At 73.3% G+C, this 14114-nt stretch carries 11 protein-coding genes; 4 read left to right on the top strand and 7 right to left on the bottom strand.

All coding sequences use genetic code 11. The annotated features are described in order from the left end of the window. Positions 1-48: 48 nt before the first annotated feature. The gene (locus tag ACFXMG_RS27610) at positions 49-2106 is read right to left on the bottom strand and encodes an N-6 DNA methylase (protein ID WP_383817576.1); all 2058 of its coding nucleotides are present in this window, start codon (positions 2104-2106) and stop codon (positions 49-51) included. Between the two features lie 187 nt (positions 2107-2293). On the opposite strand from ACFXMG_RS27610, the gene ACFXMG_RS27605 reads away from it, so the two are divergent. Further along, positions 2294-3022, top strand: a complete 729-nt coding sequence (locus tag ACFXMG_RS27605) for a hypothetical protein (protein WP_383817579.1) — start codon at positions 2294-2296, stop codon at positions 3020-3022. Positions 3023-3055: 33 nt separating this feature from the next. Here ACFXMG_RS27605 and ACFXMG_RS27600 read toward each other — a convergent pair whose 3' ends face one another. From ACFXMG_RS27600 to ACFXMG_RS27590, 3 genes are all read right to left on the bottom strand, one after another. Continuing rightward, positions 3056-3823 (bottom strand): N-acetyltransferase, encoded by a 768-nt coding sequence (locus tag ACFXMG_RS27600; RefSeq protein ID WP_383817581.1) that lies wholly within the window; start codon positions 3821-3823, stop codon positions 3056-3058. A 67-nt stretch (positions 3824-3890) separates the two neighbouring features. Beyond that, a complete protein-coding gene (locus ACFXMG_RS27595) occupies positions 3891-4649 on the bottom strand; it encodes an HNH endonuclease family protein (RefSeq protein ID WP_383817584.1) in 759 nt (252 codons plus the stop codon). Positions 4650-4691: 42 nt separating this feature from the next. After that, complete coding sequence (locus tag ACFXMG_RS27590) at positions 4692-5540, bottom strand: hypothetical protein (RefSeq protein ID WP_383817586.1); 849 nt, start codon at positions 5538-5540, stop codon at positions 4692-4694. Positions 5541-5639: 99 nt separating this feature from the next. Between ACFXMG_RS27590 and ACFXMG_RS27585 the strand changes: the two genes are divergently transcribed. Further along, a complete protein-coding gene (locus ACFXMG_RS27585; RefSeq protein ID WP_383817589.1) occupies positions 5640-6197 on the top strand; it encodes a TetR/AcrR family transcriptional regulator in 558 nt (185 codons plus the stop codon). Positions 6198-6219: 22 nt separating this feature from the next. Here the strand turns inward: ACFXMG_RS27585 and mfd are convergent, their stop codons facing one another. After that, positions 6220-9753, bottom strand: a complete 3534-nt coding sequence (mfd, locus tag ACFXMG_RS27580; protein ID WP_383817591.1) for a transcription-repair coupling factor — start codon at positions 9751-9753, stop codon at positions 6220-6222. A gap of 256 nt (positions 9754-10009) precedes the next feature. On the opposite strand from mfd, the gene ACFXMG_RS27575 reads away from it, so the two are divergent. Then, a complete protein-coding gene (locus ACFXMG_RS27575; RefSeq protein ID WP_383817594.1) occupies positions 10010-10276 on the top strand; it encodes a type II toxin-antitoxin system Phd/YefM family antitoxin in 267 nt (88 codons plus the stop codon). Then, positions 10273-10647, top strand: coding sequence for a type II toxin-antitoxin system VapC family toxin (locus ACFXMG_RS27570; RefSeq protein WP_383817596.1), 375 nt, complete (start codon positions 10273-10275; stop codon positions 10645-10647). Before ACFXMG_RS27575 ends, ACFXMG_RS27570 begins: the two co-directional genes overlap by 4 nt. Before the next feature lie 61 nt (positions 10648-10708). On the opposite strand, the gene ACFXMG_RS27565 is transcribed toward ACFXMG_RS27570, so the two are convergent. Then, positions 10709-13282, bottom strand: a complete 2574-nt coding sequence (locus tag ACFXMG_RS27565; protein ID WP_383817599.1) for an ABC transporter permease — start codon at positions 13280-13282, stop codon at positions 10709-10711. Continuing rightward, positions 13279-14067 (bottom strand): ABC transporter ATP-binding protein, encoded by a 789-nt coding sequence (locus ACFXMG_RS27560; protein WP_383817602.1) that lies wholly within the window; start codon positions 14065-14067, stop codon positions 13279-13281. Before ACFXMG_RS27560 ends, ACFXMG_RS27565 begins: the two co-directional genes overlap by 4 nt. Positions 14068-14114: the final 47 nt, after the last annotated feature.

Here is a 14114-nt window from a genome sequence, read left to right as displayed (position 1 = left end):
GAACTCCCCCCAGGGACGGCTGTTCAGGCTACGAGATTAGCCCCGACCTCACCCCGGTCGAACGCTTCCGTCCGCGAGCCCGTCGTAGAGGCCCTGGAGCAGTTGCTCGCCCAGCCGGGCGGTGAGCCGGAGGGCCTCCTCGAACTCGGCGAGGGTGCGGTAGCGCTCGCCGTGCCGGCGCTGGTCGGCCAGGGGGAGCCGGGGCAGCTGGAGGCGGCGGACGTCGAGCCGGGTGGCGGTGGAGGCGAAGCTGCTGGCCTGCCGGTTGTTGGCGGTGCCGCGCAGGAACCCGGCGAGGAACCAGGGGTCGAGCGCCTCCGGGTCGGGGCGCAGGAGCTGGAGGCTGCGGCCGAGGGCGGCGCCCGCGGTGGCGGCGTCGACGACGCGGGCGGACGGGCCGCCGCCGAGGACGGGCACGATCACGTCGCCCTCGCGGACGAGGACCGGTTCCTCGGCGTGGCCTTCGGCGGCCTCCGGGAGGGTCCCGGAGGGGGCGGCGCCGGTGAGCACGTCGTGCTCGGTGAGGACGGGGATCTCGCCGCCCGCGGGGGCGGTGCCCTGGCCGCCGGTGCGGAGCTGGAGGGCGCCGGTGCGGGCCAGTTCGCCCACGGTGGTGAGGGGGCGGGGCGCGGGGCGGGCGGGCTCGGGGTCCGGCGCGAGGGTGAGGGTGCGGCGCAGGGTGGCGTCCAGGCGCTGCCGGACGGTGGCGAGTTCGGCGGCGGAGCCGCCCGCGTCGGGGGCGGTGAGGTAGCGGGCGGGGGCGAGGTCGACCTCGTCGTCGAGGAGGTCGATGACGGGCACCGCGCGGGCGAGGGTGTCGTCGCCCGCGCGGCCGGCCCAGGCGTCGAGCACCGCGTTGTGCAGGACGGTCCAGGGCAGCTTGTCGCGGCCCGCGTCGGGCGCGAGCCCGGCGGTGTCGACGAAGAGGGTCTCGGCCGGGGGGCGGCGGTCGGCGGCGGGGCGGACCAGGACCCAGAGGTGGAGCGGGATGCCGTACGGGGGCGCGGCGCCGGCCGGGAGGGCGATGACGGCCCGCAGGGCGCCCCGGCGCAGCAGGTCGGCGCGGATGCGGCGGCCGGAGCGGCGGGAGGCGACGGCGGGGGGCATGAGGAGGACGGCGGTGCCGCCGTCCCGGAGCCGGGCGAGGGCGTGCTGGACCCAGGCGAGCTCGGACTCGGTGCGGGCGGGGAAGCCGTACTCCCAGCGGGGGTCGTAGGCGAGCTCGTCGTGGCCCCAGGCGCGCTCGTTGAACGGCGGGTGGGCGAGGACGGTGTCGGCGCGGAGCGCGGGGAAGGCGTCGGCGCGGAGGGTGTCGCCCGCGGCGGAGCGGATGTCGGCGTCGCCGTGGAGGGCGAGGCGGAGCGCGGAGAGCGCGGCCAGCTCGGGGTCGGCGTCCTGGACGGCGAGCGTGCCGGGGTGGGCGGCGGCGCGCAGCAGGCCGCCGGTGCCGGAGGCCGGGTCGAGGAGGACGGTGGCGGGCGGGTCGCCGGCGCTCGCGGTCGCGGCGGCGGCGAGGGCGGCCATCAGCTCGGCGAGCGGCGGCGGGGTGAGGGTGTACTGGCGCGGGTTGGCGTCCAGGTGGCGGCCGAGGAGGAACTCGAACGCCTGCCGGGGGCCGCCCAGTTCGGCCGCGAGCTCAAGGGCGGCGCGGAACAGCGGGGCGGCGGGGGCGAGCGCTCCGGCGGTGGGGGTGGATACGGCCCTGGGGGCGCCGAAGCGGACGGTCAGGACCTCCTCCAGGGCGCCGGGCAGGGCGTCGGTGAAGCGGGGGTCGGGGAGGGCGGCGAGCGCGGTGACGCCGGGGGGCCGCTCGCGCAGGAGCAGCAGGACGGCGCCGGTGTGGACGAGGCCGGTGAGGGTGCCGGCGGGGTGGCCGGCGAGCTGCTGCCAGACGCGCTCGCGGAGCGGGACCTCGGCGAGCTTGCCCTGCTCGCGCAGCCACCGCTCGACCTCGGGGAGGGCGAAGGAGGGGCTGGTCTCGGTGCCGCCCACCGGCTTGGGGAAGTCGGCGTGGCGGCGGCGCCAGTTGCTGACGGCGGCCCTGCCGACGCCCGCGAGCCGGGCGATTCCGGCGGCGGTGACCTCTGTGGCGCTGTCCTCGGGCACCTGGACCCTCCGTCCTCCCGCTCGTACGACGTGTGAACGACGAGCATACCGACCGGAGGGGTTCACGGCGTGAGCGGAGCGGAACTTCGTGAACATGGTTGACTCGGTTCACAGACTCTGCTGTGATTACGTCATCGAAACACGGAGTCCACAGGAATCCCTCGACACCTGAAAGGTGTTCACAGTCATGACGAAGTCTCAGACGCAGCGCAGCTGGTTCGCCCGCCACAAGGTCCTCACCGCCGCCGGCGCGGTCGTGGTCGTCGTCGCCATCGGCGCGGCACTGGGCGGGGGCGGGGACGAGGGCACCACCCCCGAGGCGAAGTCCTCGGCCCCGGCGGCCTCGGGCGGCAAGGGCTCGGAGTCGAAGGGCGCGGAGTCGAAGGCGCCCGAGTCGAAGGCCCCGGAGAAGAAGGCCGTCACGATCGACGGGGACGGCGACTTCGAGGTCGGCTCCGGCGTCGAGCCGGGCCTCTACCGCACCTCGGGCAACGAGGACGCGATGTGCTACTGGGAGCGCTCGAAGGACGCCACCGGCGAGCTCGACTCGATCCTCGCGAACGACAACGTGACGGGCACGGCCTACGTCGAGATCAAGAAGAGCGACAAGTTCTTCAAGTCCACGGGCTGCGAGACGTGGGAGGCCGTGGACGCCAAGGCCGCCGGCACCCCCAAGAGCACGCTCAAGGGCGACGGCGGCATGTTCAAGGTCGGCTCGGACGTGGCGCCCGGCACCTACAAGTCCACGGGCAACAAGGACGCCGGCTGCTACTGGGAGCGCTCGAAGGACGCGGGCCACGGCATGGACGCGATCATCGCGAACGACAACGTGACCGGGACGGCGATCGTCAAGATCACCGCCAAGGACGGCTACTTCAAGTCGGTCGGCTGCGGCGACTGGACGAAGACGTCCTGACGCCGCGCCGACCGCCGCGGGTCAGCCCGCGGGTCAGCCGGCCGAGCCGGAGACGTCGTGCCGCACCCACACGTTGGGCTCGACGTAGACCGCGTACCCGCGCGCGGCCTCGCAGTGGACGGGCACCAGCGCGCCCGGGACCTCGACCGGTCCGTCCGTGTCGAAGGCCAGCCCCGTCCACGTCCGCCACTGCTCCAGGGAGCCGGAGACCGTCATCGAAGCGGGCGCGACCGCCTCGATCCGGCCGCCCGCGCGGACGTGCACCCGCAGCCACGGGTCGTGCGGCAGCCCGTCGGACTCCCGGGTGCGGAAGGCGTACTCGTGGAAGGAGGCGCCGGCCTCCAGGTGCTTGCCGTTGGGCCGCACCGGCGCGACGAGCTCGGCGAAGCCGAGACGGCGCACGTTCTCCCGCATCGCGGCGAGCATCCGGTGCGAGATGCCCCGGCCCAGGGCGCTGGTGTCGACGGTGATCTCGATCGCGCTGACCGTGTCGGGCGTCTTCCCGTGCTTCAGGTCCGAGAAGGCCCACAGCAGCACCTCGTCCCACCCGCGGTCCGGCAGCGCCCGCCGCCCGTCCGCGTCCCGCAGGAAGGGCACGCTGAAGCCCCGGGCGACGACGACGCCGTCCGGATCCGTGGCCACCAGCACGTACTCGGGGAACTCCCGCACGATCCGGCCCATGTGGGACCAGCCGACCGGGTCGTACATCATGAACTCGGGCCAGAGGTCCTTCATGGACCACATCGGCCCTTCGAGCTCGGGCCGCTCCGCGAGCGTGGTGATCGTCAGTTCCTGGTCCATGCGGGCAGGTTAGGGCCCCCGCCCCCCATGACCAACCGATTATCGGAACGCACCACGGGCACCCCCCTCACCCGCCGCACTGCCGCAGCATCGTCGTCCGGTCCGGAGCGGTCACCGGGAGCTCGTACTTCTCCGCCACCTGGGCGAAGCGGACGGCGTAGGCGCAGCGGACGCCCTTGGCCGGGGGCAGCCAGGAGGCCGGACCGGAGTCGCCCTTGGCGGAGTTGGCGCGGCCCTGGACCGGCAGGAGGTTCAGCGGGTCGTTGGCGAGCCGCTTCCGCTTCGCGTCGGACCAGCGGGAGGCGCCCATCTGCCAGGCGTACGAGAGCGGCACGACGTGGTCGATCTGGACCTCGGCGGCCTTCTGCTTGCGCCAGTCGATGGTGGTGCCGGTGTAGGGGTCGTCCAGCGTCATCGCCACGACCACGCAGTCCGAGCCGTCGCGGAAGCGGAGGTCGCGTCCGTCGCGGCGGAGCAGGTCGTTGCGGGTGTCGCAGCCGTTGCGCGCGAACGGCACGCCGTCGGCCTTGTCCAGCCAGGCGTGCCCGAACTCGTCCCGCGCGTAACCGGTGCGCGGGCCCCGCCCCTTGGTGGCGAGCCCGTCGATGAGCGTGCGGGCCCGCGCCCGCTCGTCCTCCGCCGTCACGGCGGCGAGCCCCGGCTTCGTACCGTCCGGGTTCCGGAAGGGGCTCGTGACGCGGGCGGCGGGCGCGGATCCGCCGGACGACTCCTGGCCGCCGTCGCCCTCGCCGGGGAACGTGCACCCGGAGAGGAGGACGAGCCCGGAGAGTACGGCGGTGGGATAAAGCCTTCGACGTATCAGCACCCGCGAATCCTAGGCGTAAAAGCGCTGATAGTGATCATTTCATCAGATCTTGCCGATCCCGAGCGTGTTCTCCGAGGGCAGCAGTCCCGAGCCGATGGCGGCGAGCCAGGGCCCGCCGAGGAGTTCCGAGAGCCGGGCGGTGGCGTCCGGGCCGAGCGCGGCCCAGGGCGCGGCGGCGCGTTCGTCCGTACGCCGTTCCACCTCGGCCCGCAGCTCCCGGCCGGCCGGCGTGGCGGCGCCGTCCGCGTCCACCAGCCCCCGCGCGGCGAGCCGTTCCCGCGCGGCCGCCCACTCCTCCCCGCTCCAGCCCCGGCTCGCGAAGACGCCCTCGGGCGCGGCGCCGACGGCGGCGAACGACACCAGCGCCTCGACCGGGTCGAGCCCGGCGGCGAGCAGCGCGGCGACGTGCCCGTCCCCCCGGTGCTCGCGGAGCAGGGTCGCCGCCTGCCAGAGCACGAGGTGCGGCTCCCCCGCCCAGGGCAGCTCGGCGTGGGCGGCGGCGAGCGGCCGCCCGGCGAGGTCGGCGGCCTCGGCGGCCCGCCGCGCGAGCCCGGCGGCCTCCCGGACCTCCGCCACGTCGAACAGCCCCCGGTACGTCCGGTCCACCGCCCGCAGCCGCGCGGCGAGCACCTCACCGGGCGCGGCGACCTCCCAGGCGGCGGGCACGTACCGGCCGACCATGGCGGGGCTGAAGCTGTAGAAGGCGGCGGCCACGCGGGTGGTACCGACGGCCCCCAGCGGCGCGGCGCGCCAGGCGAAGTAGGAGGGCCACCGCTCCCCGGTGTCGTAGCCGAGCCCGGCGGCCTCCTCGAAGGCCCCGGGGGCGTAGTAGTGCAGGGCGTGCAGCGGTTCGAGCAGGTGCCACATCTGACGTACGCGAGCGGTGTCCATGGAGACCTCCGGAACGGGCGAGCACACATCTAGCCACTGACAAGACTCCCCCCAAGGCCCACAACTTGTCAATGACTAGATACGGGCTAGGCTGCGCCCATGACACCTCGGAGCACCTACCACCACGGCGACCTGCGGCAGGCGGTCCTGGCAGCGGCCCTGGAGGTCATCGCGGCGGACGGCCCGGGCGCCCTCAGCCTCCGCGACCTGGCCCGGCGGGCCGGGGTCTCCCACGCGGCCCCCGCCCACCACTTCGGCGACCGCACCGGGCTCCTCACGGCCATCGCGGCCCAGGGCTTCGCCCTGCTCGCGGACACCCTCGCCGGCGGCACCTCGCTCGCGGACCGGGGCCGCCGCTACGTCCGCTTCGCGGCCGGCCACCCCGCCCACTTCCAGGTCATGTTCGCCCCGGCCCTGCTGCGTGCCGACGACCCGGACCTGACCGCCGCCCGCACCCGCGCGGGCGCCGAACTCCGCGCGGGCGTCGCCGCCCTCCCGGGCCAGGACCCCCGCGCCACCGGCATCGCCGCCTGGTCCCTGGCCCACGGCTTCGCCACGCTGTACCTCACGCACAACGTGGACGACGCCCTCCAGGGCGTACCCCCGGAGGACTACTTCGACCTCCTGACCGGCTTCCTCACCGATAGCGAGGACTGAGGGGAAACCGAAGCGGCCCGGCTCAGTCCAGGATCGTCGTCAGGAACTCGCCCGTCCACGAGAGCAGGTCGCGGCCGACCAGGGGCTTGCCGCCGATGGGGCGGGTGGCGGGGCGCGGGACCAGGATCTGGTGGGCGGCCGGCTTGATGACGGACTTCGGGTGGAGGCGCTTGAGGCGCAGCTCCTGGGACTCCCTCAACTCCACCGGCGCGAAGCGGATGTTCGGGCCCTGGAGGACGATCTCGCCGACCCCGCAGGCGCGGGCCAGCATCCGCAGCCCGGCCACGAGCAGCAGGTTCTCCACCGGCTCGGGCAGCTTGCCGTAGCGGTCGGTCAGCTCCTCCCGTACGGCCTTGATGTCCTCCTCCGAGTTCGCGGAGGCGATCGCGCGGTACGCCTGGAGGCGCAGGCGCTCGCCGGGGGCGTAGTCGTGGGGGACATGGGCGTCGACCGGGAGCTCGATCTTGACCTCCAGCGGCGGCTCCTCCTCCACGCCGCCCTCCAGGGAGGCGCGGTAGTCCGCGACCGCCTCGCCGACCATGCGGACGTACAGGTCGAAGCCGACGCCCGCGATGTGGCCGGACTGCTCGCCGCCGAGGAGGTTGCCCGCGCCGCGGATCTCCAGGTCCTTCATCGCGACGTACATGCCGGCGCCCATCTCGGTGTGCTGGGCGATGGTCGCGAGGCGCTCGTGGGCGGTCTCGGTGAGGGGCTTCTCCGGCGGGTAGAGGAAGTAGGCGTAGCCGCGCTCGCGGCCCCGGCCGACGCGTCCGCGGAGCTGGTGGAGCTGCGAGAGGCCGAAGTTGTCGCCGCGCTCGACGATCAGCGTGTTGGCGTTGGAGATGTCGATGCCGGACTCGACGATCGTCGTCGAGACGAGCACGTCGAACTTCTTCTCCCAGAAGTCGACGACGACCTGCTCCAGGGCGCTCTCGCTCATCTGCCCGTGGGCGGTCGCGATCCGCGCCTCGGGGACGATCTCGCGGAGCCGGGCCGCCGCGCGGTCGATGGAGTCCACCCGGTTGTGGATGTAGAAGACCTGCCCCTCGCGGAGCAGTTCGCGGCGGATGGCCGCGCCGATCTGCTTCTCCTCGTACGGGCCGACGAAGGTGAGGACCGGGTGCCGCTCCTCCGGCGGGGTGGTGATGGTGGACATCTCGCGGATGCCCGTGACCGCCATCTCCAGGGTGCGCGGGATGGGGGTGGCGGACATGGTCAGGACGTCGACGTTGGCCCGGAGCTTCTTCAGCTGCTCCTTGTGCTCGACGCCGAAGCGCTGCTCCTCGTCGACGATGACCAGACCGAGGTCCTTGAACTTGGTCTCGGAGGAGAAGAGGCGGTGGGTGCCGATGACGACGTCGACGGAGCCCTCGCGCAGGCCCTCCAGGGTCGCCTTCGCCTCGGTGTCGCTCTGGAAGCGGGAGAGGGCGCGGACGTTGACGGGGAACTGGCCGTAGCGCTCGGAGAAGGTGCCGTAGTGCTGCTGGACGAGCAGGGTCGTCGGCACCAGGACCGCGACCTGCTTGCCGTCCTGGACCGCCTTGAAGGCGGCCCGTACGGCGATCTCCGTCTTGCCGTAGCCGACGTCGCCGCAGATCAGCCGGTCCATCGGGACCGTCTTCTCCATGTCCTCCTTGACCTCGGCGATCGTGGAGAGCTGGTCCGGGGTCTCCGCGTACGGGAAGGCGTCCTCCAGCTCGCGCTGCCACGGGGTGTCCGCGCCGAAGGCGTGGCCGGGGGCCGCCATCCGGGCGCTGTACAGCCTGATGAGGTCGGCGGCGATCTCCTTGACCGCCTTCTTCGCCTTCTGCTTCGTCTTCGTCCAGTCCGCGCCGCCGAGCCGGTGCAGGGTGGGCGCCTCGCCGCCGACGTACTTGGTGACCTGCTCCAGCTGGTCGGTCGGGATGTAGAGGCGGTCGCCGGGCTGGCCGCGCTTGGCGGGGGCGTACTCGACGAGGAGGTACTCGCGGGTGGCGCCCTGCACGGTGCGCTGCACCATCTCCAGGTAGCGGCCGACGCCGTGCTGCTCGTGCACGATGTAGTCGCCGACCTCCAGGGTCAGCGGGTCGATGGTCTTGCGCCGCTTGGCCGGCATCCGCTGGCCGTCCTTGCCGGCCGCCTTCTGGCCGGACAGGTCGGTCTCGGTGAGCACGGCGAGCCGCAGCGCCGGGTCGACGAAGCCGAAGTCGATCGAGCCGCAGGCGACGTGCACGACGGCCGGGTCCACGTCCGCCAGGTCGGCGGTCAGCCGGGCCGCGATGCCCTCGCCGCCCAGCACCTCGACGGTGCGGGAGGCGGGGCCGTGGGCCTCCGTCACGTAGACCGTGCGCCAGCCGTCGGCCAGCCAGCCCTTGGTGTCGGCGAGCGCGCGGGCGGTGTCGCCGCGGTACGTCTCCGGGGCGCGCATGCCCAGCGCGAGGGTGTCGGACTCGGCGTCGGCCTCGGCGTCCGCCGCGAACGGCGACACCGACCACCACATCATCCCGAGCTCCCGCGCCCGCTCGCGTACGTCCGCGATCCCCCACAGGGAGGCCGCGTCGACGTCGATCGGCGCCTCGCCGCCGCCGGCGGTCGCCGCCCACGACGCCTGGAGGAACTCCTGGCTGGTGGCGACGAGGTCGGCGGCGCGGGTCCTGACCCGCTCGGGGTCGCAGACGACGGCCATCGAGCCGGCGGGGAGGACGTCGAGCAGCAGCTCCATGTCGTCGACGAGGACCGGCGCGAGGGACTCCATGCCCTCGACGGCGATCCCCTCGGCGATCTTGTTCAGCATCTCGCCGAGCTCCGGGTGCTCCTCGGCGAGGGCCGCGGCCCTCCCGCGCACCTCGTCCGTGAGCAGCAGCTCGCGGCAGGGCGGCGCCCACAGGCCGTGCTCGGCGACTTCGAGCGAGCGCTGGTCGGCGACCTTGAAGTAGCGGATCTCCTCGACGTCGTCGCCCCAGAACTCGATCCGGAGCGGGTGCTCCTCGGTCGGCGGGAAGACGTCCAGGATGCCGCCGCGAACGGCGAACTCGCCGCGCTTCTCGACGAGCTCGACGCGGGAGTACGCGGCCGCCGCGAGCCCCTCGACGACCTGGCCGAGATCCGCCGTCCGGCCCGACCGCAGCGCCACCGGCTCCAGGTCCCCGAGCCCCTTCACCTGCGGCTGGAGCACCGAGCGGATCGGCGCGACGACGACGCTGACGGGCCCCGCCGCCGGGTCGTCCGGGCTCGGGTGCGCGAGGCGGCGCAGCACGGCGAGCCGGCGGCCGACGGTGTCGGAGCGGGGCGAGAGCCGCTCGTGCGGCAGGGTCTCCCAGGAGGGGTACTCGACGACGGTCTCCGGGTCGAGGAGGGACCGCAGCGCCGCCGCCAGGTCCTCGGCCTCGCGGCCGGTCGCCGTCACCGCGAGCACCGGCCGCCCCGAGTCCCTGGCCAGCGCGGCCACGGCGAAGGGGCGGGCGGCGGCGGGGCCGACCAGGTCCACGTACGGACGCTTCCCGTCCGACGCGGCCGCCACCGCCTCCGCGAGGGCCGTGTCCTTGACGACGAGGTCGAGCAGACCGTGCAGGCTCATGGAGCTTCCATCCCGGTACGTACGAGGGCGACCGGACGAGCGGCAACCCGGACAACGCGAACGACCCGACACGTCGCACGGGCCGGGGCCTCCACCCTACGACGCCCGCACGCCCCCGGCGCGAGGTAATGCGCCCACTCGACGGGGTGAACCGGTCACTCCGGGGGGTGAGGGCGTTTGCGGCCGATCGGGCGACCCCGATATTCTTAGTCCGGCACTTAGTCCACTTGCTTGAGCCGAGCCGTGAGAGGCCGCGATGGAAGCAGCCCGGCAGTACAACGTCCACGACGCGAAGACCCACTTCTCCAAGATCCTGGAGGCGGTCGCCACCGGCGAGGAGGTGATCATCAGCAAGGCGGGGGAACCGGTCGCGAAGGTCATTCCGCTGAGGGGGAAGGTCCGGCGCACCGCGCGGGGCTCCCTCACGGAGCCCGTCGTCCTCCACGACGACTTCGACGACATGTCCGACGACCCCGGCTTCGCCGAGGCGTTCGGGCTCGGAGAGAAGGACGCCTCCGAGTGAAGCTGCTCGTCGACACCCACGTCGTCCTCTGGTGGCTGCTGGACTCCCCGCAGCTCACCGACGAGATCAAGGACCTCCTCGACACCGAGGAACACGCCTACCTCAGCGCGGTCACACCCTGGGAGATCGCCATCAAGCAGGCCCTGGGCAAGCTGGAAGGGCCCGCGGACCTGCCCGAACGGGCGGCGAACTCCCAGCTCCGCGCCCTGCCCGTGACCGGCCAGCACGGCGTCACCGCCGCCCGCCTCCCCCACCACCACCGCGACCCCTTCGACCGGATACTGGTCGCCCAGGCGCGGACCGAAGGGCTGACGCTCGTCACGCGGGACAAGAACATCCCCCTCTACGACGTGCCCGTCCTGTCCGTCTGAACAGCCGTACGGCCCCGGCGCGCGGGATGCGCTCCGGGGCCGTACGCCGCGTCCCACGAGGTCACTCGCTCGCGATCGCGTTCAGGACGTTCATGCGGCCCGCGCGGAACGCGGGGACCAGGGCCGCGAAGAGGCCGACGAAGGCCGAGCCCACGAAGACCGTGAGGATCGTCGTCCAGGGGATCTCCAGGACGCCGAGGCCCTCCAGGGCGAGGAGCTGCTGCGCGGCCGTGCCCCAGCCCATGCCGAGGCCGAGGCCCAGCAGCGCGCCGAAGAGGGCGATGACCACCGACTCCAGGCGGATCATCCTCCGCAGCTGGCGGCGGGAGAGGCCGATCGCCCGCATGAGGCCGATCTCGCGGGTGCGCTCCACCACCGACAGCGCCAGCGTGTTGACCACGCCCAGGATCGCGACGACGATCGCCAGCGCCAGCAGGCCGTAGACGATGTTCAGAAGCTGGCCGACCTGGTTCTGGAGGTCCTCCTTGTAGTCGGCCTGGTTGGAGACCTTGTACTGGGGGTACGGGGCGAGCGCCGTCTTGAGGGACTCGTACGCCGCCTCCTCCTGCCCGTCCTTCGCGCTCGCGAGGAGCAGCGCGCTGGCCGGCATCCGCTCGGCCGGCAGGTGCGCGGCGGCGGTGGTGACGTTCGTGTACATGGCGCCGTTGTCGACGTTCCCGACGTCCGCCGTGATCGCGGCGACCTTCAGCTTCGCCGTCGAACCGTGCGCGAAGGCGACGGCGAGGGTGTCGCCGACCTTCACCCCGTGCGCGGTCGCGTAGTCGCTGCCGACGGACATCGCGCCGGGGCCGTACGCCGCCGCGAGGTCCCCGGACGTGACCTCGCGCCGGAGGTCCCGCGGGTAGGTCGGCTCGGTCGCGGCCAGCCACTCCTTCGAGACCGTGCCGCGCGGGTCGGTGATCCGCACGTCGACCGGGCGGTACTCGGTGACGTGGTCGAGGCCCGCCACCTTCTCCACCGCGGCCTGCGCCTGCGGCACGATCGGCGCGCCCATCTGGTTCTGCACGATGTAGTCCGCGCCGACGGACCGGTCGAGCTCGTCGGTGGCCGAGGCCACCATGGAGGAGCCGACGACGGACAGGCAGGCGACGAGCGCGAGGCCGATCATCAGGGCGGCGCCGGTCGCGCCGGTGCGGCGCGGGTTGCGGAGCGCGTTCCGCTCGGCCATCCGCCCGACGGGGCCGAAGACCCGCAGGACGACGACGCCGAGGACCCGTACCACCCCGCCCGCGAGCACCGGGCCGATGACGACGAAGCCGAGCAGCGACAGCACCACGCCGACGCCGAGCCACAGCGAGCCCGTCCCGGCCTTCTCGGCCGCGGTCGCGGCCCACAGGGCGCCGCCGCCCGCGAGGGTGAGGAGCAGCCCGATCCCGCCGCGGATCCGTCCGGCGCGCCCGTCGGCGGGCGTGCCGGCGTCGCGGAGGGCGGCCATCGGGGAGATCTTGCCGGCCCGGCGGGCCGGGATGTAGGCGGCGAGGACGGTGACGAGGACGCCGAGGGCGAGGCCGACGACGGGGGTGGTCCAGGCGATGGTGAGGTCGCGGGTGGACAGCTCCATGCCCATGGACGACATGAGCTCCATCAGGCCGACGGCGAGGCCGACACCGGCGGCGACACCGGAGACCGAGCCGATCACGCCGAGGAGGACGGCCTCGACGAGGACGGAGCGGTTGATCTGCTTGCGGCTGGATCCGATCGCCCGCAGCAGGCCGATCTCGCGGGTGCGCTGGGCGACCAGCATGGAGAAGGTGTTGACGATGAGGAAGATGCCGACGAGGAAGGCGATCCCGGCGAAGCCGAGCATCGCGTACTTCATGACGTCGAGGAAGCCGGCCAGGTCCTTGCTGCCCTCCTCGGCGACCTCGGCGGCCGTCTGGACCCGGAACCCGTCGCCGAGCGCCGCGGCGACCTCGGTCTTCAGCGCCGGGTCGGCGACCCCCTGCTCGCCGTCGACCATGACCTGCGTGAACAGGCCCTCCTTGCCGAGGAGCTGGCGCTGGGCGGTGGCGGTGTCGAAGTAGACGAGGGTGGCGCCCGGGTTGGTGACCTTGAACTCGACGATGCCGGAGACGTTGGCGGTGAAGTCGCCGGAGGCGGAGATCGTACGGAGCGGGGCGCCGAGCTTCAGGCCGTGCTTGTCCGCGGTGCCGCGGTCGACGACGACGTCGGTGGGCCCGCGCGGCTCGTGGCCCTCGACGAGCTCCACCGAACGGAGCTCGTACGGGCTCCAGTTGGCGGCGATCGTCGGGGCGCCGCTGGTCGGGCCGACGTTCTTGTTCGCCCGGTCGACGACGGTGACGCCCATCGAGGTGACGGAGCCCTGCGCGTCGGCGACGCCCTTCGCCTTCCGCACGTCGGCGACGACGGAGGCGGGGAGGGACTCGGGTCGGCCGGTGTCCGGGCTCTCGTCCATCGGGTCGGACTCCGCCGGGGAGACCGTGACGTCGGAGGCGGTGGTGGCGAAGAGCTTGTCGAAGGTCGTGTTCATCGTGTCGGTGAAGACCAGGGTCCCGGACACGAACGCGACGGAGAGGAGCACGGCGACGGCGGAGAGCGCCATCCGGCCCTTGTGCGCGAGGAGGTTTCTCAGGGAGGTGCGGAAGACGGTCATGACGTCCGCCCGCGCGCGTCGAAGTCCTTCATGCGGTCGAGTACGGCGTCGGCGGTGGGCCGCTCCATCTCGTCGACGATCCGCCCGTCCGCCAGGTAGAGGACCCGGTCCGCGTACGAGGCGGCCACCGGGTCGTGCGTGACCATGACGATCGTCTGCCCCAGCTCGTCGACGGACTGCCGCAGGAAGCCGAGGACCTCGGCGCCGGCCCGCGAGTCGAGGTTTCCGGTCGGCTCGTCACCGAAGATGATCTCCGGCCGGGCGGCAAGCGCCCGCGCGACGGCGACGCGCTGCTGCTGGCCGCCGGACAGCTCGGTCGGCCGGTGCTTCAGCCGCCCGGCGAGCCCGACGGTGTCGACGACCCGGTCCAGCCACGCCCGGTCGGGCTTGCGGCCGGCGATGTCCATCGGCAGCGTGATGTTCTCCAGCGCGCTCAGGGTCGGCAGCAGGTTGAACGCCTGGAAGATGAAGCCGATCCGGTCCCGGCGCAGCTGCGTGAGCTTCTTGTCCTTGAGCCCGGTGATCTCGGTCTCGTCGAGGAAGATCTGGCCGCCGGTGACGGTGTCGAGACCGGCGAGGCAGTGCATCAGGGTCGACTTGCCGGACCCCGAGGGGCCCATGATCGCGGTGAACTGTCCGCGGGCGATGTCCACGTCGACGTGGTCCAGCGCGACGACCCGGGTCTCCCCCGCGCCGTACGCCTTGACGACCTGTCGCGCCCGCGCGGCGACGGCCGTACGCCCTCCAGTACCCCCGTGCCTGGGGATGGTCACAGCCGAAGTCACGGTCTTCTCCTAGGGATGGTGGTTGCCGGGATGGCGGTCGCCGGGAT

The organism is Streptomyces sp. NPDC059201, assembly GCF_042754585.1.
In the GTDB taxonomy this organism is placed as follows: Bacteria; Actinomycetota; Actinomycetes; order Streptomycetales; family Streptomycetaceae; genus Streptomyces.
The sequence above is the reverse complement of the archived record's forward strand: the minus strand, read 5'-3'. Positions and strand labels throughout refer to the sequence as shown.

Bases quoted from the DNA above. Each gene is read 5' to 3' on its own strand.
- ACFXMG_RS27605 (WP_383817579.1), top strand. From the start codon at position 2,294: ATGACGAAGTCTCAGACGCAGCGCAGCTGGTTCGCCCGCCACAAGGTC.
- ACFXMG_RS27600 (WP_383817581.1), bottom strand. From the start codon at position 3,823: ATGGACCAGGAACTGACGATCACCACGCTCGCGGAGCGGCCCGAGCTC.
- ACFXMG_RS27590 (WP_383817586.1), bottom strand. From the start codon at position 5,540: ATGGACACCGCTCGCGTACGTCAGATGTGGCACCTGCTCGAACCGCTG.
- ACFXMG_RS27585 (WP_383817589.1), top strand. From the start codon at position 5,640: ATGACACCTCGGAGCACCTACCACCACGGCGACCTGCGGCAGGCGGTC.
- mfd (WP_383817591.1), bottom strand. From the start codon at position 9,753: ATGAGCCTGCACGGTCTGCTCGACCTCGTCGTCAAGGACACGGCCCTC.
- ACFXMG_RS27575 (WP_383817594.1), top strand. From the start codon at position 10,010: ATGGAAGCAGCCCGGCAGTACAACGTCCACGACGCGAAGACCCACTTC.
- ACFXMG_RS27565 (WP_383817599.1), bottom strand. From the start codon at position 13,282: ATGACCGTCTTCCGCACCTCCCTGAGAAACCTCCTCGCGCACAAGGGC.